This is a genomic window from Serratia sp. PL7 (assembly GCF_945957435.1).
Window position 1 is genome coordinate 232,238 of record NZ_CAMFLB010000001.1, and the last position, 20,212, is coordinate 252,449.

The following is a 20,212-nucleotide window of genomic DNA, read 5'->3' on the forward strand; positions in this document are numbered from 1 at the left end:
CGAGCCGCCGGCCGCCGTGCCGGCGATAGCGTGCGCCGCCACTGACTTTCGTATGGTATCCGATTGAAATACTTAGCCTCTTTTCGAACTACGCTGAAGATATCCCGCTATCTGTTCCGGGTGCTGGCGATTTTGCTGTGGTCGTTGGGAGCGCTGCTCACCACCTTTTATATTCTGAATATCCTGCATCAGAAAGAATCGGACATCCGGCAGGAGTACAACCTCAATTTCGACCAGGCACAGGGCTATATCCGCCATTCCGCCGACATCATCCGCGACATCAAGTATATGGCGGAGAACCGCCTCAACGGGTCAGTCAGCAGCCTGGACATGTTCAGCGGCGTGTTTCCCGGCAAGGGCAGCCCGCCGCAATTCTTTCCGCTGTACCCGGAGTCCAACTGTGCGCTGAGCACCACCTACCGCAGTTCGCTCGATTCACTGAGCGGCCTGATCCAGTATTGGAAAGAGAACTTCGTAGCGGCCTACGATCTCAACCGGGTGTTCTTCATCGGCGGCGACAGCCTGTGTATGGCAGAATTCGGCGGCGGCAATGCGAGTGCCAATCGGGAAAATGTGCTGAAGTCACTGCACGAGCGCATTCTGAAATACCGCAACGCCAAGAATCAGGACAAAGACAACAACCTGTATTGGATCAGCCCCAGCGCGCAGCGGCCGGACGTCGGTTATCTGTATGTACTGACGCCGATCTATATCGGCAACAAGCTGGAGGCGTTGTTGGGCATCGAACAAACCGTTCGGTTGGAGGATTTCGTTACCGCCGGCAACCTGCCGATCGGCGTCACGCTGCTGGATGAGAACAACGAGCCGGTGCTGCGTCTGGCGGACGGCGATCGTTATGCCGCCTCACTTAACAGCTATCCCGTAGAGCACGCGTACTTCGGCTATGTCGACAATTACCGCGACCTGATTCTGAAGAAAGCGCTGCCACCTTCTTCGCTGAGCATCGTCTATGCACTGCCGGTGAAAAGCGTGGTGGAACGCTTCAAAATGCTGATCCTCAACGCGCTGTTGCTGAACCTGTTGTCAGCCATCGTGCTGTTCACGCTGGCGTGGCTGTTTGAGCGCAAGATGTTCCTGCCGGCGGAGGACAACGCGTTTCGCCTGGAAGAGCACGAGCAGTTCAACCGCAAGATCGTCGCCTCGGCGCCGGTGGGTATCTGTATCCTGCGCATCAGCGACGGTACCAATATCCTGAGTAACGAACTGGCGCATAACTACATCAACCTGTTGACCCACGAAGATCGCGATCGCATTACGCGCATCATTTGCGAACAGCAGGCGAATTTCGTCGATGTGATGACCAGCAACAACAACAACCTGCAGATCAGCTTTGTTCACTCGCGCTACCGTAACGAAGAGGTGGCGATTTGCGTGCTGGTGGACGTCAGCGCGCGCGTGAAGATGGAAGAGTCGTTGCAGGAGATGGCGGCGGCGGCGGAGCAGGCCAGTCAGTCCAAATCGATGTTCCTGGCTACCGTCAGCCATGAGCTGCGCACGCCGCTGTACGGCATTATCGGCAACCTCGATCTGCTGCAAACCAAGGCGTTGCCGCAAGGGGTCGATCGGCTGGTCAATGCGATGAACAACTCTTCCGGCCTGCTGCTGAAAATCATCAGCGATATTCTCGACTTCTCCAAAATCGAGTCCGAGCAGCTGAAGATCGAACCGCGCGAGTTCTCCTGCCTGGAGGTGATCACCCATATCGCCGGCAACTATTTGCCGCTGGTGGTCAAGAAACGTCTGGGGCTGTACTGCTTTATCGAACAGAACGTGCCGGAGCGCATCTTCGGCGATCCGGTGCGGTTACAGCAGGTGCTCTCCAATTTGGTGAACAACGCCATCAAGTTCACCGATACCGGCTGTATCGTGCTGCAGGTCTGCACCCGCGGCAGCTACCTGGAGTTCAGCGTGCGCGATACCGGCGTCGGTATTCCGGAGAAAGAGGTCTCGCGCCTGTTCGACCCGTTCTTCCAGGTGGGGACCGGTGTTCAGCGCCACTTCCAGGGAACCGGTTTGGGGCTGGCGATCTGCGAAAAATTGGTCAACCTGATGGACGGCGATGTCTCTGTCGAGTCCGAACCGGGGTTGGGCAGCTTGTTCAGCATTCGCATTCCGCTGTTCAACGCCCAGTTCCCGATCCCGCAGGCCAGCGATACCTGGCAGGGCCGGCGGCTGTGGCTGGATATCCGCAATCAGCGGCTGGAAAGCTACCTGATGGCGATCCTGGGCGGTTACGGCGCCGATATCCAACGCTATGACGGGCAGGAGACCGCTGCCGGTGAGGTGCTGCTCAGCGATTACCCGCTGATGCTGGACACGCCGCTGCTGGCTCAGATCCAATTCTCCACCGAGCATATCGGCCCGTCGCAGGAAACCCGGCCAGGCTATTGGATGCACAGCACCTCCACGCCGCGTGAAACGTTGACCTTGCTCAACCGGTTGTTTGGCGTCGGCGGCGGCGCGGCAGAGGGGCTGGTGCAGCTGCCGGTGCCCGCCAAGGCCAGCGCGGCGGACAACGGCGATATTCATCTGCTGGTGGTCGACGATCATCCGATCAACCGTCGCCTGTTGTCCGATCAGCTGGGGTCGCTGGGGTATCAGGTGGTGACCGCCAACGACGGCGTCGACGCGCTCGGCGTACTGAAACAGCATCACGTCGATATTGTGCTGACCGACGTCAATATGCCGAACATGGACGGTTATCGCCTGACGCAGGAACTGCGACAGATGCAGTTCAGCTCGCCGGTAATCGGCGTGACGGCGAACGCGCTGGCGGAAGAGAAGCAGCGCTGTCTCGAGGCGGGCATGGATAATTGCCTGTCGAAACCGGTTACGCTGGAGACGCTGGAACAGACGCTGGCTTACTACAGTCAACAGGTGCGCTACAGCCGCAGCGAGGCTTGAAAAACAAACAGGCACGGCGGATGCCGTGCCTGTTTGGCGTTCACCTGCCGTGAGGCGGGCTTTAGTCTTTGTCCAACGGCGTCATGCTGACGGACGAGAGATAGTTGAGCAGGGCGATGTCGTTCTCGACGCCCAGCTTCATCATTGCCGATTTTTTCTGGCTGCTGATGGTTTTGATGCTGCGGTTGAGCTTCTTAGCGATTTCGGTCACCAGGAAACCTTCGGCGAACAGACGCAGCACTTCGCTTTCTTTCGGCGACAGGCGTTTGTCGCCATAGCCGCTGGCGCTGATTTTTTCCAGCAGTTTAGAGACGCTTTCCGGCGTGAACTTCTTGCCTTTCTGCAGGGCGGCCAGCGCCTTCGGCAGATCGGTCGGCGCGCCTTGTTTCAGCACGATGCCTTCGATATCCAGATCCAATACCGCGCTCAGGATCGCCGGGTTGTTGTTCATGGTCAGCACGATGATCGACAACTGCGGATAGTGACGCTTGATGTACTTAATCAGCGTGATGCCGTCGCCATACTTGTCACCCGGCATCGACAGATCGGTGATCAGCACGTTGGCGTCCAGCTTGGACAGATTGTTGATCAGTGCGGTTGAGTCTTCGAACTCCCCAACGACATTCACCCATTCAATTTGCTCAAGTGACTTCCGGATGCCAAACAGTACGATAGGATGGTCATCAGCAATAATTACGTTCAGGTTATTCATGTTGTTGGCTACCTTGCTTCAGCAGTCTGCTGACGAAAAAATCAATCTGACTGATGTTATTCTCGATCTCGGGCGCATCACCTTCTGCGATACGCTGTTCTAACGATTCGCACAGCTGCTTGCCGGGAAGCAGATTTAACATGGCAAACACGCCTTTCAGGCGGTGTGCGGTTTGTGACAGCGCATTGAAATCACTGCTGCCCGCCTCAGTATACAGTTTTTTGACATCGTCGGGTACTGTATCGACAAACAGCCCATAGTAATCACTTGATTTCAATTGTTTTTCATAGAGTTGGATATCTTCTGAACTCAATGAAAGCGGGCTTTCTTCCTGTTCCAGCGCGGCCATTTGCTGTTCGATCAGCATCAGCACGGCGTCGATTAATGCGCCGTTCAGGTTGTAGTTCACCCGAATGTAGCGTTTATCCAGCGCTTGCCAACCCGGCTCATCGGTCGCCAGCAGCAGGGTGTAGTCATCGGCCCGCTGCGGGTTATCCGTCAGCAGCACGTCATAATCGCGATTGACCGCGCGATCTTCGGCGACGAGACAGTCGGCGCCGTAGGCCTGCAACAGGCGGGTCACGATGCCGCGCACTTCATCCGACGTGACGTCCAGCAGGGCGGTGACGCCGTCGAGCAGCTTTTCCTGCTCCTGCGGTTCTTTTTTCTCCATCTCCATGGCGACGCGAATGGTGTAGCGAGTGCCGATATCCACCTTGCTGCGAATGTCCAACTGGCCGTTAAGCTTCTTGCACAGCTGATTGCACAGGAAGAAGGTGAGGCCGGAACCGTGGTTGAAGCGGTCCACCAGCGTCTGGCTGAGGAACGGATAGTTGAGGTTGCTGATCTCTTCGTTGGAGATGCCGGAGCCGGTGTCGTTGATTTGGAAAATCAGGCGGTCAGGGTGCTCGGGCTCATGGTCGATGACCAGAGAAATCTTGCCGCAGGCGGTAGTGATAATGGCGTAATGCACCAGCAACGAGATCACCTTGCGCAGCGCGTTGGCGTCGCCGATATAGTTCTGCTCGACGTCCAGCTGGAAATGCTTGAACAGCGCCAGCCCCTTTTGATTGAGGGCAGGCAGGGCCTCCAGCAGTAACTCGTCGATCAGCGCCGTTGGGTTGAACGGCTCGCGTGTGGGTTGCCAGTCCTGGGTTTCCAGCCGGGTCAGCAGGGTGATGTTATCGATCAACTCCAGTACCGAAGCCGACGCCGTCGTCAGCTGGCCCAGCAGCGCCTGCTGTTGTTCCTCATCCGGCCGGTTGTGCAGGCGGTCGACCAGATCGTGCATCTGACGTACCGGCTGATTCAGCTCGATGCCCAGATTGTGCAGCATCAGTTTGCGCGCCTGAACGTTTTTGTCGTATTCGCGCCGCGCCTGCTGCAGCCGCTTGTTCACCATCACCTCTTTATCCTGATCGTTCATCAGGAACAGGTAGGTGTCCGGTGAGAGCTGGCTGCGGAAAATGCGAATTTCATACACCTCGTTGTTGACCGTCGCCTGGATCACTCCGTGATGCTGTTCGGCCATATGGGCGATCTTTTGCAGGCTGAGATGCGGCAGCAGGTGCTCGGCGATTTTGTTGCTGGCGATCACCGTATTGTTGGCGAAGCTGTAGACCAGCAGGCCGGAGGGCAGGCTGGAGACGATCTCCCGATTCAGCGCGCGCTCGGCCTCCAGTTCCACTGCCATGTTTTCGCTCGGGCGAATGTACTGGCGGCGGATAAAGTAGATGCTCAGCATCGACAGCGCCAGCAGCAGCAAGTTGACTGCGATCAGCCAGATGTTGTTGCGCAGCAGATCGATGGCCAGATTGATAGCCGAAACGCGATACACCACCTTCAGCGGCGCATTGGGCAGGGCGGCACTGAACTCCACCCAGCCCCCGCTCATCGTTGCATGGGTACCGAGGACGGTTTCCGACGGGATGGTGCTGTCGTCGAGATCGACATCATCCGGCAGCAGCAGGAAATTGGCGCGGGCCAGATTGGCCGGAATGATGTCGTTGATCGGCAAATCAAAGGCGATCACCGTCGCCAGATGCCCCGGCTGATTAAAGGTGGTGCGAATCGAAAACGAATAGGCGTTCTGGAAGCGTTGCTTGCGCAGATCGGAAAAGCTCTCGCGTTCGTCGAGCATATTGGCCTGCTGCAGCATCTCGGCGCGGCGTTCGTCCGCCGAGGTGGTCAGGTAGCTTTCCCGAAAGCGCGAAGCCAGCTCTTTGAGCGGCTGGGTAGTGATCAGGCTGAGGCTGTTGTCCTGACCATTGAGGTAATACATGGCGTAGTTCTCGGTCTTGGCGCCCCAGCGGGTATCCAGGTAGTCCGAGATGTTGGCGATCATCGCCAGCGTGTTCTCGTCATGGCTGCCGAAGATCACCGCGTCGGTTTTCTTGTGCGGTTTCTCGACATAATAGACGTCGGGCCGCAGGCGGGTTTCCTGCAAACCAGGATCGACATTCTGCGCCGGCGCATTGCCGAATTTGTCATAGACCTGATAGGTCATATAGCGGTAGGTATCGATACGCTTTTGCAGCGAACCGGCGATGCTATTGAGCGTGTACTTCTTTTCCGCCAGCCAGGCATTGGTGTAGTTGTAGCCATACAGACCGATGCCGATCGTCAGCAGCACGATAAACAGCAGGAAGCAGCGGGTAATGTTGCTGGAGCTTATGGTCAGTTGTTTATTTTGCATAGTGGCTGCGCATTCCTGAATCAGCGAGTGACGGCCCTGGCGCTGGCGGTCACCGCCAACAGCAGAGCGGCTACGCAGGCGAAGGCCACCGTCAGGTTGGAAAACTGAGCGATGAAGCCGATCAGCGCCGGGCCGGCCAGAATACCGGCATAGCCGACGGTGGTGACGGAAGCGATCGCCAAATTGGCCGGCATGTCGCGCTGGTTGCCTGCGGCGCTGAACAGGATCGGCACGACGTTCGAGGCGCCGAGGCCGACCAACATGAAACCGGCCAGCGAAACGGTGGCGTGATTGAAGGCGATGGCCAGACCCAGGCCGAAAGCGGCACACAGGCTGCCCAGCAGCAGCACCCGGTAGCGGCCCAGCGAGTTCACCACCCGATCGCCATTGAGGCGGCCGAGCGTCATGGTGATGGAAAACAGCGCATAGCCCAGACCGGCCTGGCTGTGTTCGACACCGCGCAACGTGGTGAGGAACAGCGCGCTCCAGTCGAGCATCGATCCTTCCGCCAGAAACATGATAAAGCACAGAATGCCGATGAACATCACCCAACCGCGCGGCAAGACGAACATCGGCCCGCCGTCGTCGGCGCCGCTCTCACGCAGCAGATGGCGGCTGGCAAGCGCCAGCAGGACTATCACCGCCAGCACGGTGAGCAGGGTGGATTGCAGCGGTGTCAGCCCCAACCACAGCAACGCGCTGACGCCGCCGGCGCCGGCAATGCCGCCGATGCTGAAGAAACCGTGAAAGCCGGACATCATCGCCTTGCCGCTGGCGCGTTCGACGATCACCGCCTGAACGTTCATCGCTACGTCGATCATGCCGATTGCCGCACCGAATAGCAGCAGCGCCACGGCCATGCCGCCGAGGGAATCCATCAGTGCCAACAGCGGCAGATCAATACACAATCCCAGACCCGCCATCAGGATCACCGCGCGGCAGCCCAGTTTGCCGGTCAGGAAACCGGTCAGCGGCATCGCCAGCATGGAGCCGGCGCCGATACAGAGCAGCAACAGGCCGAGCGAACCGTCATCGATACCGATGCGCGCTTTGGCGAAGGGGACCAGCGGCGCCCAGGCGGCCATGCCGAGACCGGCGACGAAAAAGGCCAGACGGGTGGCGATCTGTTGAGGAATGCCGGGCGTTTGCTGTTCATTGCACAAGGTAGCTGTCATGTAAGCGTCAGGATCTTGGGTCAAAAGAATGGTGAAAGTTACTGACAGTTTTTATCACAATCCGCGATCCGGATCGAAAATATTCGCGCCTGACATGTCCCTGGCACCGCCTCTGCGCACCAGCCACAGCGCGATAGCTTGGACAATATACTCCTTTTGCTGCTCGTTCAGTGCGACGCCTTGCGGTATGCCGTACCACTTTTCCAGACAGCTGCGGCAGCAGGTAGCGGTGGCATGCTGGGCGACGAACACCGGGTGGCCGCGCATCGGTGTTTGCTTGCCGTCATTCTTAGGATGGGCGGCGGCCAGGCGGCGGTCGATAAAATCGCGGGCATGGCTGAGTATCAGCGGCAATCCCTTGCCGTCGAGATAAGTTTGGTCTTTGGCATTTAAACGGAAGCGAGCGCGGAAGGGGGAGGTTTGTAGCCGCCGCCACAGCACGTCGGGTTGAAAGGGCATCATGAATTTTACTCGCTGGAGGTGCACTTTTTCCAGGTTATCAGAATTGAAACTCTGCGGCTAATTGTGCCTGCGGCGGGAAATAATCGATGGGATAAAGCACGAAATGAAAAGTAATTTCAATTTGTAGACTAAAATAAGGGAAAAGATTAGCAATTAGTGCGAAAGTAAATTAATGAAACTATATCATTAGGTTATTTATTTGCGTGCTATTTGTACGAGTCGGAATTGTGAGGAGAGTATGGAGAAAAATAAAAAACCGGCCAGAAGCCGGTTAAAGGAGTGCAGAAATTATCCTCGGATCTCGGATAATGAAGGTAATAATGAAAATAATGATGATAGCGAGGTGATTATAGCGGCTGCGTGCGGACGGCGTTTTGGCACAATGTGCTTATTGTCTGGCTCAATTGTATGGTTGGCTTTTTTTTCTTAAAGATATGTATAACTACATGATTTTTTATCAATTAATCTATTCTTTGTCTTTAAGTGCTTTATTTTGTTTGTCTGTAATGTTTTGTGAAAGTTCGCGCGTATTTACATTTGGAAACCTTTATTAATTACACTGAAACACTATCGGATACTTGGTATCATTTTCTTTCTGGATTAATATAACCCTTGTTACCAGAATGGTAATGCACAGTCGTGCTAATAATGCTCGAAAAGGGCAGTGGCCGTAGCTCGACATAATTAACGAGGATAATAACGATGAAACTTCGAGTACTCTCTCTGATGGTACCCGCACTGCTGGTTGCAGGCACAGCAGGCGCGGCGGAAATCTACAACAAAGACGGTAATAAACTGGATTTGTACGGTAAAGTCGACGGTCTTCACTATTTCTCCAGCAACAACGGCGTGGACGGCGATCAGTCTTATATGCGTTTTGGCCTGCGCGGCGAAACGCAAATCAGCGATCAGCTGACCGGTTACGGCCAGTGGGAATATCAGGCGAACCTGAATCACGCTGAAAGCCAGGACAACAAGAACTTCACCCGTTACGGCTTCGCCGGTCTGAAATTCGGCGACTATGGCTCCTTCGACTACGGCCGTAACACCGGCGTGCTGTACGACGTCGCGGCGTATACCGACTTGCAGCCTGAGTTCGACGGTATGACCTACGGCGCCGACCAGTTCATGTTCCAGCGCTCCAGCGGCCTGGCGACCTACCGTAACAACGACTTCTTCGGTCTGGTTGACGGCTTGAACTTCGCCCTGCAGTACCAGGGTAAAAACGGCAACGGCGAAGAGACCAACAACGGTCGTGACGTTCTGGGTCAAAACGGCGAAGGCTACGGTATGTCCATGAGCTATGACATGGGCTACGGCATCAGCGCCGCAGGTGCCTTCTTCAACTCGCGTCGCACCAGCGAGCAGAACGGCGGTAACGGTCACCAGAACATCATGGGTCGCGGCGACAAGGCCGAAGGGTACTCCGGCGGTCTGAAATATGACGCCAACGACGTCTACCTGGCGGTGATGTTCACCCAGTCCTACAATGCGGCGCGTTTCGGTAGTTCTGACAGCAGCGTTTATGGCTACGCCAACAAGGCGCAGAGCTTCGAAGCCTACGCGCACTACCAGTTCGACTTCGGTCTGCGTCCGTTCGTGGGTTATAACCAGACCAAAGGTAAAGACCTGGGCCGCGCCGGCAACGGCAAGGACTACGGCGATCAAGATCTGGTCAAATTCGTCGACCTGGGTGCGACCTACTTCTTCAACAAAAACATGTCCACCTATGTTGATTACAAAATCAACCTGGTGGACAACAACGACTTCACCGACGCTGCCGGTATCAACACCGACAACGTGGTTGCCGTGGGCCTGGTTTACCAGTTCTAAGCACCTCAGTGTGAACGTCATCGCGCGGCCTTCGGGCCGCGTTTTTTTTGCCTGTAAGCCGGTAAAAAAGCACGGATTGATCCGCTATCGGCACGGGAAGTACCGTGGTTTTCCTCCTCTAAGCCTACGCTGTCAGTACAGAAAAAGAGGGGGATGATATGGAACTCAAGATCGACAAGGTGATCGAAACGGTGCTGTACGTCAGCGATATTGAACGCGCGGACGCTTTTTACCGGGAGGTGCTGAAACTGCCGGCGATGGTCGCTAACGAACGGTTTCGCGCCTATAACGTCGGCGATCGAAGCGTACTGTTGCTGTTTATCGAGGGCGACTCGCTGCGCGGGGCGCACTATCCTACCGGGTTTATTCCTGCGCACGATGGCGTGGGGCCAGCGCATATCGGGCTGGCGGTGGCGAAAGCGCAACTGCCACACTGGGAACGGCATCTGACGGCCAACGGCGTGGAGATTGAGGGGCGGATGCGCTGGGAACACGGCGGGGAGAGTATTTATTTTCGCGATCCCGACGCCCACCTGTTAGAACTGGTGACGCCGGGCATCTGGGCCAATTACTGATCGAACCCGCCTTGTGCCAGCAACGCCAGAGCGGCATTCAGCACCTGCAGCGCCGCCTGCGGTTGCCGCTCTATCTGCACTCTGACGATGGCGCCGTCGATCAGCATCGCCAGCATTGCTGCCTGCTGTTCCCGCCGTGGGCCGGCGGGCAGGTGACGTGCCAGTTCCTCCGCCATTTGCCGCTTATGCCGGCTGGCGATGTGCAGGCTTTCCGGCAGCAGATCGGCGATTTCCACCGCCGTATTGATAAACGCGCAGCCGCGAAAACGCGGATCGTCGAACCATTCCGCCAGGCAGGGCGCCAGCGCCGGCAGTAACCCGCCGCTCTGTGCCACATGTCGATCCAACGCTGTACTGAACCAGGTGAGCCACTGCTGATGGCGATAGGTCAAAAACGCCGTAATTAAATCATTCTTGCTGGGAAAGTGGCGGTAGAAGGTCACCTTGGTCACGCCCGATTCTTTGATGATGCGATCGATACCGGTGGCGCGGATCCCTTCTTGATAAAACAGATCGTGCGCCGTCAGCAGGATGCGCTGGCGGGCGGGTAAGGCGTTGAGATCGGCGGTCATCATTTTCTCCCAGGCTATTTCCGAGTGATTGTAGACAACTCTGTCTACATACGCTAGCGTAATGACGTAGACAGAGTTGTCTACACGCCTTCACTCAGGAGATAAACATGAGCATTAAACCCCCATTGCCGCCTTTTACCCGCGAATCCGCTATCGAGAAGGTGCGGCTGGCGGAGGATGCCTGGAATAGCCGCGATCCCGAACGTGTATCGCAGGTGTATTCCCTCGATACCCACTGGCGTAACCGCGCGGAATTTGTCGATGGCCGCGCGGCGGTGGTCGGCTTTTTGCAACGCAAGTGGGCGAAAGAACTGGAGTATCGGCTGATTAAGGAGCTGTGGGCGTTTGATGGCGCGCGCATCGCGGTGCGTTTTGCCTATGAATGGCGCGACGATTCCGGCAACTGGTATCGCAGCTTCGGCAATGAGAACTGGGAGTTCAATCAGGAGGGGCTGATGATCAACCGTCACGCCTGCATCAACGACATGCCGATCCGCGAACAGGATCGGCGTTTTCATTGGCCGCTCGGCCGGCGCCCGGACGATGTCCCGGCCCTGAGCGATTTCGGTTTTTGAATCTGATGGGATGCTGCGATGGCCTTTTGAGAGCAAAAGCGCACCGATCGACAAAGGGGAATTTGTAGAAAAGCCTTCCCGCTTCTAGACTTAGGGAACAACAAATGCACTCCAAGAGGACAAGCTATGACGAAGAAGTTGGTTTTGGCCGTCGGCACTGCGGCGGTATTCTCCATTCTTGCCGGTTGTACCACCTATGATCGCGCAGCCAGCTATGTCAATGAGCCGGTGGTCAGCGATGTCAAAGTAGGGATGACCAAGCAGCAGGTGCGGGCTATCGCGGGTCCACCGTCGACCACTGCCACACTGGTTCATGCGCAGGGCACCTGCGACACCTATGCGGTGGCGCCGCGCGACGGCAAGGTGCAAACCTACTTTGTCAGCTACAACGACACGGGCCATGTCATGAACAAGGGCTATCAAACCTGTTCAGACTACGATTCTCAGCCGAAATAATCGCGTTTCGGCCGACCAAAAAAGCCTCGCTTGCGCGGGGCTTTTCATTTTTTAAGCGTTTAAGGCCTGAAGTTTAGGCAACTGCACCGGTTGTGCCATTTTTTTGCATCAAAACGATAGACATTTCATAACGGTATCGCTAATATCAGCGCCCATTGGAAGGATGGCCGAGTGGTTTAAGGCAACGGTCTTGAAAACCGTCGAGTGTAACAGCTCCCAGAGTTCGAATCTCTGTCCTTCCGCCAAATTCAGCCGGCTTAGCTCAGTAGGTAGAGCAACTGACTTGTAATCAGTAGGTCACCAGTTCGATTCCGGTAGCCGGCACCATGACAGAGGCCCCAGCAGCGATGCTGGGGCTTTTTGTTATGGATTTTTTACTAGAAGCGCCACGAGAAGGAGTTTCTCGGGTGGCGCTGAAGTTAACCGATAAGCAGCTATCAGATTGAGTGTCGATAGGCAATTACCTTAACGCGACAGCTTTCGTTTGGCTGCGGCTAATAAGCATTTTGCCGAGTTTGATACCTGGTTTCTCAACAAAGTGGTACAGCAACGTTGCGATACCATAAGTGAGCGGGAGAATGATTCCTGATGCAACAATGAACCGCATCACTGAAGAAAGTTCAGCAAATGATGTGGTTGAGAGCAAATAGGCGATGGCCGGTAGGACTATCAATAGGTGAAGCAAATAGACTGAGTATGAGACATCTCCCAGAAATACGCTGAAACGGTTTGTCAGGCACCAGCGCGGCAAGCGCAACACGCGCGACCACTTGCTATCTTCACTCCTAGCCCAAAGCATCGTGACCATCATTAAGATAAGACCTATTTGAGCGAGCAAATGGTATTTATTCAATTCGTTTGGCAGATACGCGCTACCCAGTACGGTCAATAAAGCAAAAACGACATAGCGAACACTCTTTCTGCGGATTGATTCAGCCATCAGCATGCCACCAATAAATAAGTTCAGCTTTATGAGGATCATGGAGGGCATGGGGAATGCAGCAAAGTAGTCCGGTACTAAAAACTTGGCGAGTCCGCAGAACAAGACAACCGCGAGGCATGCTCGGGCAAATCCCAGTTTCAAGACTGTCAACATGATGAATGGGAAAAGTAAATAGAACTGCATTTCCAAACCGATGCTCCAGTCGGGGAGCACCGTATTGAAGGAATAATCAGGCAGAAAGCCAAACATAAAGGTGGCATGTGTAAATACATTCAAGAATGAATGATCGCTATAGCGTGAGCTGTTGGTTTGCGTTTCGCTGTAGAAGTGGCCAATGATGTCTCTGGCCTCACCGAAGTAGCTACCAAATACAATTGCCACAGCCAATAAGACGTAGTAAAGCGGTGCGATGCGAAAGAACCGCCGAGTCCAAAATTTTTTGAAAGTCGACGCGTCGGTCCAAGGTTCCCGTTCCTTACGCTCAACATAATTTTTGGCCATCAGATAACCCGAAAGCAAAATGAAAAGATCTACACCGATTGCAGGATCAGAAAGAATGGGGGGACGGAAGCGGGTTAAAATGCAGATATGGCCCAAAACAACCCAAAGTGATGCCAGGCCGCGTAACCCCTCAAGTTCCTGTGACCACTGATTGACGGGGTAGTCGGAGGATTCTGCCAATCCGTTTTTCATGATCATTCCAGCCTAGGGTTTACATTTTATTCTAGCATAGAGCGGGGTACGAAATGTTGCTGGCAGAACAAGGGGGCGGCGTTGGTCATCAGTTTTGGCTGGAAATATAGCCGGTGGGCGAGTCCGGCTATCAGACAGGGTTCAAATATCAGTGACCAGCCACTGATCCGCTTCTTCGAACATCTCTTCCAACATTCGGTTCAGCTTCTCACGATCGCTTTTGCTGGCGTCGGAGTTCAGGCCGTTGGCCTGCATCGGCTTCACGCGCACCTCCGCTTCCGGGAACAGCACATGTACGCGTTTTTCCAGCTCGTTGCGAATAATCTCGGCGGCGTTGGGTAGCCCAGCGACGTTGCGCTTGTCGTACACTAATTCTACAAACATGACTCACCTGTAAACACTGATTTAATGTACAGTATTCTGGCCTGAGGAAGGCGGGTTGGCAAGAGGGGGGCGCAATTTTGCATAAGGCGTTTATTCTTACTTGCGCAGCGGGCTGCCAAGCCTGCCACTGAATCTTTTCTTTACGTCTGGTCAGTGGTCTGCATTTTCCTCGCTCACTTCGTGCGTGAATATTCAAAGGGCACGATTATCCTCCGCAACCTACATTTTTCTCCCTTACTAATCAGTACGTAAGGCGGTGGCGTCGGGCTGGGGGCTCCCTGGTGTTGGGGGCCCGACGCCACCTTTCTGGTCGCCGTTCTTGGCATAATATCGATCAACGCAGGTATGCGCCGGAACTCGGCGCTACGGGCGCTGACGCAGCTTCTTCGCGTTCTGACAGAGAAAAAATCCCGAGTGTTGGCCAATGGTCGCTCGAAGAGCGATGAATAAAGCACTCATCTCATTTCCTTTAAAATTATCGAACCGGGATGCGGTTTGCTCTCCAGGTTGGCTTCTGTGCGTTAAATTGCTGCGGGGTTAATGTTTAGCATTTTGGGTTTCTCCCGCGTCGGCTATGGCGTGAATGCGATGAAGATATCCCGGGCGTTGTAAAGCGCCTCTGATGTTTGATGAACGGGCATATGAGTTAGCCTGTGCAGACAGCATTTTTATAAGTAAATTGAATCATTTAAAAGGCAGCCAGTCATGTTCGGCAAGACCGGTGATTTACAACAAAATTATTATATTACAATGTATTATATTTATATTTCGTATACAAAAGGCCCCGAGTCATTGTCATAGCCACCCTAGAAGTGGTTTAATGTTTTTAATTCACTTTAATGACACTAAAGTATAGGTTTAAAACATTATAATGCAACCAAACAACATTAAAATATCAGAAGAAAATGGTATGTCATTGAAAATGATAGGTGAAAACCTTACTTACCTCATGCGCATGCACGGGATTGACGCCAGTCGGTTGAGCAGCGAAACAGGGATAGGTATTGCCACGATCAATAATCTGAGGAAAGGCGTGGGGAATCCCACGATCTCTACGCTTGCGTCCATTGGTGAATTTTTCAGCGTAAAAGTAGGGGAGCTGACTGACAAGGATTTAAGCGTCACGGGAGAGGCCAAACACAATGTGAGATCGCTTCCGCTCATTAGCTACAGCGATGTAGAACGTTTTCTGGCCAACACGATCAGAACGGCAGATACCTATACGACAGAAGTCGATGACATGACGGACGATTCGCTGTTTGTGGTAGAGATAACGAATAATTCACTGTCGCCTGAATTAGACCGTGGAACGTATTGTGTGATCTCGCTCAAGGAGCCATTTTGCGATGGCGATATCGTCCTGGTTAAGCTGAAAAATTACCCAATATGCTTAAGGCGAGTTTTTGTTTCCGACGGCGACTTGTTGTTTACAAACATCTCATTAGATTCAGATAGCAGTGTGAAGTCCTATAGCGATTATGCGATCGTCGGTGTTCTATTGAAAACGATAAAGAGGCTGAAATAAATGGACTTATTTAACATAATGAGAAGGTTAAGAAAAATATACTCTCCCAGTTACCTCTATACGTTAGATCGTAGCGTGATCCGAACGGCGGATGGATATTGGCTTTTCAAAGAGTTTGGCACCCATACTTTCGTGAAAAAAAACTGGGGGCAACTCATCGAGGGCGATTTTCTCAGGCATGTTAACCCGAAAGATATCGCTTTTATCGCCGAGACCGAATCTAAAATAAAAATCGCCTCGGCCAAACTGTCGATTCATGAAGAGAAACGAAACTGTATGTGGACGTTGAAAAACGATGTTGACTCGATATCAATATCAGGGGCGGATTTTCTAAGGGATCGCGATCTTGTCGACAAAACCGAGTCCTTGGATGCGACGAAAATAGCCTTCTATGCCGGGGTAAAGGAAGGCAGAGCACTCTCTGCCTCATTGAAAAATGCTAAGAAAAGCGACAGATCTAAAAAAACAATACTGACGTTGATTAAATAAACCAGGGTTCGACGTGAATATGCTCATCGAACGTAATCACGCTGAAGGCAGAATTGTCTATGCTGCTGACAGCGCTTGTGCCGTTCTTCCATTGCGAACAAATCGCTGGGGAAACAGAGACTAAGGTTTCCCCCAGCTTTCTTTGGAATAGCGTATGTGCATGGCCTGAGCCGATAAACTTAACGTTTAATCGTTGGCAGAGGCTCAAAAACTCCTCGGCATTGTTTAACATACAGCTATCAACAATCGGGGTGCCTACCGGAATAGGGTGATGATGCAAGAAGACGGCGACCTTTTTATTGTCACTTGCGACGATGGCTTTTTCAAGCATGTCGAGCGATTGCGTCGAGATTCTGCCGAAATCTTCATTATCAACCACCGAGTCGATGCTGAGCATGCGCCATTCGTCATCTTCAAACGAGTTTATATCATAGCTGCCGCCCTGTTTACGGGCTGTAACGTCCAGGTTCTTTTTGTTGTCGTGGTTGCCTGGGAAAAAATAGAAAGGTAAGGAAGTGCGGTTCATTATCTTAAAGAAGCGCTCATAAGAGGGGATATCGCCATCATGAGAGATGTCACCCGTCACAATGATTAAGTCGGCATTGATTTTATCGGCATTGGCATTAATGAAGTCAATGGCCCTGTCGAAATTAGCAAGATGCTTCGAAGCCAGCGCGCTTTCATTAGGCATAATATGTATGTCGCTAATCTGAATTACTTTCATGCGAGACCCTGTTGATATTACTTAAATGGATTGTATGAGGTGCCCCAATCATAATGATCGGTATTTTCTATCTTCTTCACCCACTCGACTAAGGCGATGGCGAGCGGCAGTAATACAATAGAGACGACAACTTTATAAGACCACGTCGTGCTTATGATGTTAACCAACTCCATGAAGGTGTATTTTCCTGAAAGACTGATCGGATAGGCTGTCAGCAACAGGGCGGCCTGTGTAGACATGGAGCCCACAATATATCGGATAAAGAAGTATTTGCCGGAGAAGATAATCTTCATCTTTGAAATAATAAAACCATTGACGAAATAAGCGACCGGAACGGACACCCAGGTGCCTATCATGACTCGCCAGAATTCATGGTATAAAGAATAATAGTGCGTGGCGATATCATTGTTTTCTGGCTGAATAACAGCTGAGAGATTAAGTATTATGACATATAAGCTTTGGCAGAACACCATGATCCATATTGCTCTTACCGACAATTTATAGCCGTAAACCTCAGTCAGCAATGTGGATATCAAGAAACACAAGGAGAATACAATGCCGCTTGCCGTTATTTTAAAACCATAGATATCAAAGACCTTATAAACCAACGTGTCGCAGGTGATCATAATGGTCACCGTCAGGCCAACAAAAAGGCCATAGAGCTTGAGATTTCCTTGCATTTTTATTCCTTATTTAGTCCGTGTTCTTCTGTTATTCATAATCCATACTTATTTAAAACGTCAACCGGGCGGTCAGATAGTGGCGTAATGATGCTCGAGCCATGTTGCATGGTCATCATTTCTCTTTATTCAAGGCAACGCCCCTTCTTTCCCACACGGGGTTCCTGAAGGCGAAAGCGCTACGCTGGGTTTTGCGGAGAATGCTGATAGCCTGTTGGTTGAGAAAAGGTGATTCTACCGTAATGCATTAATATTTCTAATAAATATATTGCCTGGATCGCGCTGTGTCAATCAAGGAAAGAGGAATACGGGACGTTAGCTTGATGAGGGCTTTATGCATTCACTCCCGGGGCGTGTGCGGCAGAGCCTGCAGCTGAATCACCAATTCCGCCAGGCTGGCGGCCTGCATTTTCTCCATCACTTTTGCCCGGTGAACCTCTACGGTGCGCAGGGCGATATTCAGCCGCTCCGCCATTTCCCGATTCATCATGCCCCGCACCACCAGCTGCGCGATGTCGCGTTCTTTCGGTGTGAGCGTATGGTAGCGGCCGCAAGTTTCATGGCGCTGCTGGGCTTTGGCCGAGACCTGCTGTGCCCGTTCGAGGGCGGCGATCAGCGGTTCTGCGGCGATCGGTTTTTGCAGGAAATCCACCGCGCCGTACTTCATCTGCTCCACCGCCATCGGCACGTCGCCATGGCCGGACAGGAACACCACCGCCAGCGTGCTGCTGCGGCGGCGCAGCTCAGCGTAGGCCTGGTGCCCATCGAGTTTCGGCATCCGCATGTCCAGCAAGACGATCCCGGTCTGAAACAGGTCGGCCCGCGCCAAAAAGTCGGCGCTGTCATTCCAGCACTGCACGTTGTGACCGAAGCTGGTCAGCAAAAAATGGCAGGCGTCGGTGACGGCGGCGTCATCGTCCACCAGATGAATTAGCGACATGGTTTTCCTCATCGTTCAATATGAAATGCAGCGTTATGCACAGCCCATTGCGGCTGTCGGGGGCGGGGCGGTTAGCCAGGCGGATTTCGCCGCCGCCGTAGCGGGCCAGGCGCCGGCAAATGGCTAACCCCAGCCCCATGCCGCCGGCTTTGGTGGTGTTGAAGGGGCGAAAAGCCTGTTCCAGCCCGGCCGTTGTCATGCCGCCCGCGTTGTCCTGCAGATGCAACTCGATCGCCCGTTCGCTCTGGACGGCGGAAAGCCAGACGGCGTTGGCTCCGGCCTGCGCCGCATTCAGCAGCAGGTTCGCCAGCAACTGTTCCAGCAGCGCCGGCGGCAGGGTTAGCGTCAGCGAAGGCGCCACGTTGTTGAACAGTTTCAGGTCGGGATAGCGCTGCGTCAGGCGCAGCAGCGTCCACACCCGCTCGGCGGTTTCGCTTACCGCCGCGGGTCGCCAGCGTGTTTGGTCTATCGCCTCAGCGGTGGGCTGCACCCACTGGCGCAGGTTATGAATCGTCTCGCCGCCGCGCTGAGCCTGTCGGTCGATATTTTCCAACGGACCCAACAGCGGATGCCCGGCGTCCGTTTTGCGCAGTTGGATCAGGCATCCCTGCGCATAAAGGCGAATAGCCGCCAACGGCTGGTTGAGTTCATGCGCGAAGCCGGAGGCCATTTCCCCCAGCACGTTCAGCTGCCTGGCGTTCTCCAGCGCCTGCTCCTGCCGCCGCAGTTGCTCTCCGGCCTGGAGCAACTGCCGCCCGCGCCGGCGTACCAGCAGCGCGATCCAGATATGGTTGACGATCAACAGCGCCAGCACCGCCAGCGACAGGCCGACGGCCGTCTGATGCTGGATCAGCCAGCTCTTGATATCCAGCCACAGCCGCCGCTGTTCCGGGTGTTGATTGACGGCGCGCAGCAAGGCTTCCACCTCGCTGGTCGAGACCGGTGCGCCCCATTGAAAGGGAGACTGCGGAGGTGCGGTCAGCAAGGCTCTTGCCACCGCATCCACCAGTGAGTTATCCAGGCCGGGCAGGGCGGCGAACGACCAGTTGGGGTAAAGTGGCGTGCTGCTGACGCAGGGAACCGATGTGGGCCGTTGCAACAGCGGGCGAAAATCCGCCGGGTTGATCAGGCCTTCTCGATCCATTTTCTCCAGCAGGCAGACGGGGACGATGGCGGCCTGAATGGCGCGCTCGCGCAACAGATAGAGCAGGGCATCGGCAGGGAAACCGGTAAAGCGCAGGTGGAAATCGCGATCGGGCCGCATACCGGCATCGCTGAGCGCCTTATAGCCGGTCAGATAGCCGCCGAAGGCCTGCGGATCGATGGCGCCCAGCGTTTTGCCCATCAGCGCCTGCGGCGTCGTGATGCCGCTGTCGCGCCGCACCAGAATCACGCTGCCGATGATGTTGCCCGTTGCCCGATCGCCGTTGGCGGCGCGCAATGATGCCAGCCAGCGCAGATGATAGCGGCTGTTCAACTGCACGAACTGCGCCGGATTAGTGACCACGAACTGCACGCTGCCCCGATTGACCGCTTCGCGCATCTGTGCCAGATCGAGCGGCTGCAGGCGGAAGCGCTCACCGCCGACACTGCCGTTGAGGCTGTCGATCAGCGGCTGCCAGTCACGCGCGGTCGCCGCATCGCCGCGCATCGCCAGCACGCCGACCGACCACTCTCCCGCCTGTGCCGCCATCCCCCAACCGAGACTGAACAGCAGTAATAACACGACCCTCACAGCCCCTCCTGATGGGCAATTTGCCTGCCGCCACTTGTTTTAGATCAACGTTGGGGCCGGTATGTGGTTAACCACAATAGAGCGCCATCGATGCCATTTTTACACTGTAAATCATCGAC

The 20,212-nt window shown here is 54.3% G+C and carries 18 protein-coding genes and 2 tRNA genes; 9 read left to right on the forward strand and 11 right to left on the reverse strand.

Going from position 1 to position 20,212, the window contains the following annotated elements; all coding sequences use genetic code 11:
• Positions 1-63: 63 nt before the first annotated feature.
• The gene (gene rcsC, locus N6G83_RS01155; RefSeq protein WP_089181144.1) at positions 64-2,925 is read left to right on the forward strand and encodes a two-component system sensor histidine kinase RcsC; all 2,862 of its coding nucleotides are present in this window, start codon (positions 64-66) and stop codon (positions 2,923-2,925) included.
• Between the two features lie 61 nt (positions 2,926-2,986).
• Here rcsC and rcsB read toward each other — a convergent pair whose 3' ends face one another.
• Genes rcsB through N6G83_RS01175 form a run of 4 tightly spaced genes read right to left on the reverse strand, consistent with a single transcriptional unit; the run spans position 2,987 to position 7,969 of the window.
• Positions 2,987-3,637 carry a response regulator transcription factor RcsB gene (gene rcsB / locus N6G83_RS01160; protein WP_004935900.1) on the reverse strand — a complete coding sequence of 217 codons (651 nt, stop codon included), beginning with the start codon at positions 3,635-3,637 and terminating at the stop codon, positions 2,987-2,989.
• A complete protein-coding gene (gene rcsD / locus N6G83_RS01165; RefSeq protein ID WP_049207299.1) occupies positions 3,630-6,332 on the reverse strand; it encodes a phosphotransferase RcsD in 2,703 nt (900 codons plus the stop codon). Before rcsD ends, rcsB begins: the two co-directional genes overlap by 8 nt.
• Before the next feature lie 20 nt (positions 6,333-6,352).
• Positions 6,353-7,507, reverse strand: coding sequence for an MFS transporter (locus tag N6G83_RS01170; RefSeq protein ID WP_025303636.1), 1,155 nt, complete (start codon positions 7,505-7,507; stop codon positions 6,353-6,355).
• Positions 7,508-7,561: 54 nt separating this feature from the next.
• Positions 7,562-7,969 carry a DUF4186 domain-containing protein gene (locus N6G83_RS01175; protein WP_197771043.1) on the reverse strand — a complete coding sequence of 136 codons (408 nt, stop codon included), beginning with the start codon at positions 7,967-7,969 and terminating at the stop codon, positions 7,562-7,564.
• 702 nt (positions 7,970-8,671) lie between these two features.
• Between N6G83_RS01175 and ompC the strand changes: the two genes are divergently transcribed.
• Together ompC and N6G83_RS01185 are read left to right on the forward strand one after the other, a co-directional pair.
• On the forward strand, positions 8,672-9,802 hold the full coding sequence (gene ompC / locus N6G83_RS01180) for a porin OmpC (RefSeq protein WP_025303634.1): 1,131 nt from the start codon (positions 8,672-8,674) through the stop codon (positions 9,800-9,802).
• Between the two features lie 158 nt (positions 9,803-9,960).
• Positions 9,961-10,377, forward strand: a complete 417-nt coding sequence (locus N6G83_RS01185) for a VOC family protein (RefSeq protein ID WP_025303633.1) — start codon at positions 9,961-9,963, stop codon at positions 10,375-10,377.
• Here the strand turns inward: N6G83_RS01185 and N6G83_RS01190 are convergent.
• A complete protein-coding gene (locus N6G83_RS01190; protein ID WP_197771070.1) occupies positions 10,371-10,949 on the reverse strand; it encodes a TetR/AcrR family transcriptional regulator in 579 nt (192 codons plus the stop codon). The genes N6G83_RS01185 and N6G83_RS01190 overlap by 7 nt on opposite strands.
• Before the next feature lie 107 nt (positions 10,950-11,056).
• On the opposite strand from N6G83_RS01190, the gene N6G83_RS01195 reads away from it, so the two are divergent.
• The 4 genes from N6G83_RS01195 (at position 11,057) to N6G83_RS01210 (ending at position 12,307) form a co-directional block, all read left to right on the forward strand.
• The gene (locus N6G83_RS01195; RefSeq protein ID WP_025303631.1) at positions 11,057-11,524 is read left to right on the forward strand and encodes a DUF1348 family protein; all 468 of its coding nucleotides are present in this window, start codon (positions 11,057-11,059) and stop codon (positions 11,522-11,524) included.
• 126 nt (positions 11,525-11,650) lie between these two features.
• Positions 11,651-11,980 carry an osmotically-inducible lipoprotein OsmE gene (gene osmE / locus N6G83_RS01200; protein ID WP_025303630.1) on the forward strand — a complete coding sequence of 110 codons (330 nt, stop codon included), beginning with the start codon at positions 11,651-11,653 and terminating at the stop codon, positions 11,978-11,980.
• Between the two features lie 157 nt (positions 11,981-12,137).
• A tRNA-Ser gene (locus tag N6G83_RS01205) sits at positions 12,138-12,225 on the forward strand.
• Between the two features lie 6 nt (positions 12,226-12,231).
• Positions 12,232-12,307: transfer RNA gene (locus N6G83_RS01210), tRNA-Thr, on the forward strand.
• A 133-nt stretch (positions 12,308-12,440) separates the two neighbouring features.
• Here the strand turns inward: N6G83_RS01210 and N6G83_RS01215 are convergent.
• Positions 12,441-13,616 (reverse strand): acyltransferase family protein, encoded by a 1,176-nt coding sequence (locus N6G83_RS01215; protein ID WP_060447942.1) that lies wholly within the window; start codon positions 13,614-13,616, stop codon positions 12,441-12,443.
• A 141-nt stretch (positions 13,617-13,757) separates the two neighbouring features.
• Positions 13,758-14,000, reverse strand: coding sequence for a DinI family protein (locus tag N6G83_RS01220; protein ID WP_025303629.1), 243 nt, complete (start codon positions 13,998-14,000; stop codon positions 13,758-13,760).
• A gap of 871 nt (positions 14,001-14,871) precedes the next feature.
• On the opposite strand from N6G83_RS01220, the gene N6G83_RS01225 reads away from it, so the two are divergent.
• The gene (locus N6G83_RS01225) at positions 14,872-15,525 is read left to right on the forward strand and encodes a helix-turn-helix domain-containing protein (RefSeq protein ID WP_043136493.1); all 654 of its coding nucleotides are present in this window, start codon (positions 14,872-14,874) and stop codon (positions 15,523-15,525) included.
• Entirely contained in the window at positions 15,526-16,014 is a 489-nt protein-coding gene (locus tag N6G83_RS01230; protein ID WP_043136490.1) for a hypothetical protein, read from the forward strand.
• Here the strand turns inward: N6G83_RS01230 and N6G83_RS01235 are convergent.
• From N6G83_RS01235 to ttrS, 4 genes are all read right to left on the reverse strand, one after another.
• Complete coding sequence (locus N6G83_RS01235) at positions 16,007-16,738, reverse strand: metallophosphoesterase (RefSeq protein WP_197771042.1); 732 nt, start codon at positions 16,736-16,738, stop codon at positions 16,007-16,009. The genes N6G83_RS01230 and N6G83_RS01235 overlap by 8 nt on opposite strands.
• Positions 16,739-16,755: 17 nt before the next feature.
• On the reverse strand, positions 16,756-17,418 hold the full coding sequence (locus tag N6G83_RS01240) for a VUT family protein (protein ID WP_025303625.1): 663 nt from the start codon (positions 17,416-17,418) through the stop codon (positions 16,756-16,758).
• A 340-nt stretch (positions 17,419-17,758) separates the two neighbouring features.
• Entirely contained in the window at positions 17,759-18,358 is a 600-nt protein-coding gene (gene ttrR, locus N6G83_RS01245) for a tetrathionate respiration response regulator TtrR (RefSeq protein WP_197771041.1), read from the reverse strand.
• On the reverse strand, positions 18,330-20,051 hold the full coding sequence (gene ttrS, locus N6G83_RS01250; RefSeq protein WP_260515551.1) for a tetrathionate respiration histidine kinase TtrS: 1,722 nt from the start codon (positions 20,049-20,051) through the stop codon (positions 18,330-18,332). Before ttrS ends, ttrR begins: the two co-directional genes overlap by 29 nt.
• Between the last annotated feature and the right edge of the window lie 161 nt (positions 20,052-20,212).

What these genes read in the sequence shown, in the direction of transcription:
- ttrS (WP_260515551.1), bottom strand. Translation starts at nt 20,051, where the DNA reads ATGGCGGCACAGGCGGGAGAGTGGTCGGTCGGCGTGCTGGCGATGCGC.
- N6G83_RS01195 (WP_025303631.1), top strand. Translation starts at nt 11,057, where the DNA reads ATGAGCATTAAACCCCCATTGCCGCCTTTTACCCGCGAATCCGCTATC.
- N6G83_RS01225 (WP_043136493.1), top strand. Translation starts at nt 14,872, where the DNA reads ATGCAACCAAACAACATTAAAATATCAGAAGAAAATGGTATGTCATTG.
- ttrR (WP_197771041.1), bottom strand. Translation starts at nt 18,358, where the DNA reads ATGTCGCTAATTCATCTGGTGGACGATGACGCCGCCGTCACCGACGCC.
- N6G83_RS01190 (WP_197771070.1), bottom strand. Translation starts at nt 10,949, where the DNA reads ATGACCGCCGATCTCAACGCCTTACCCGCCCGCCAGCGCATCCTGCTG.
- N6G83_RS01215 (WP_060447942.1), bottom strand. Translation starts at nt 13,616, where the DNA reads ATGAAAAACGGATTGGCAGAATCCTCCGACTACCCCGTCAATCAGTGG.
- ompC (WP_025303634.1), top strand. Translation starts at nt 8,672, where the DNA reads ATGAAACTTCGAGTACTCTCTCTGATGGTACCCGCACTGCTGGTTGCA.
- N6G83_RS01170 (WP_025303636.1), bottom strand. Translation starts at nt 7,507, where the DNA reads ATGACAGCTACCTTGTGCAATGAACAGCAAACGCCCGGCATTCCTCAA.
- N6G83_RS01185 (WP_025303633.1), top strand. Translation starts at nt 9,961, where the DNA reads ATGGAACTCAAGATCGACAAGGTGATCGAAACGGTGCTGTACGTCAGC.
- rcsD (WP_049207299.1), bottom strand. Translation starts at nt 6,332, where the DNA reads ATGCAAAATAAACAACTGACCATAAGCTCCAGCAACATTACCCGCTGC.
- N6G83_RS01175 (WP_197771043.1), bottom strand. Translation starts at nt 7,969, where the DNA reads ATGATGCCCTTTCAACCCGACGTGCTGTGGCGGCGGCTACAAACCTCC.
- N6G83_RS01230 (WP_043136490.1), top strand. Translation starts at nt 15,526, where the DNA reads ATGGACTTATTTAACATAATGAGAAGGTTAAGAAAAATATACTCTCCC.
- N6G83_RS01240 (WP_025303625.1), bottom strand. Translation starts at nt 17,418, where the DNA reads ATGCAAGGAAATCTCAAGCTCTATGGCCTTTTTGTTGGCCTGACGGTG.
- rcsB (WP_004935900.1), bottom strand. Translation starts at nt 3,637, where the DNA reads ATGAATAACCTGAACGTAATTATTGCTGATGACCATCCTATCGTACTG.
- osmE (WP_025303630.1), top strand. Translation starts at nt 11,651, where the DNA reads ATGACGAAGAAGTTGGTTTTGGCCGTCGGCACTGCGGCGGTATTCTCC.
- N6G83_RS01235 (WP_197771042.1), bottom strand. Translation starts at nt 16,738, where the DNA reads ATGAAAGTAATTCAGATTAGCGACATACATATTATGCCTAATGAAAGC.
- N6G83_RS01220 (WP_025303629.1), bottom strand. Translation starts at nt 14,000, where the DNA reads ATGTTTGTAGAATTAGTGTACGACAAGCGCAACGTCGCTGGGCTACCC.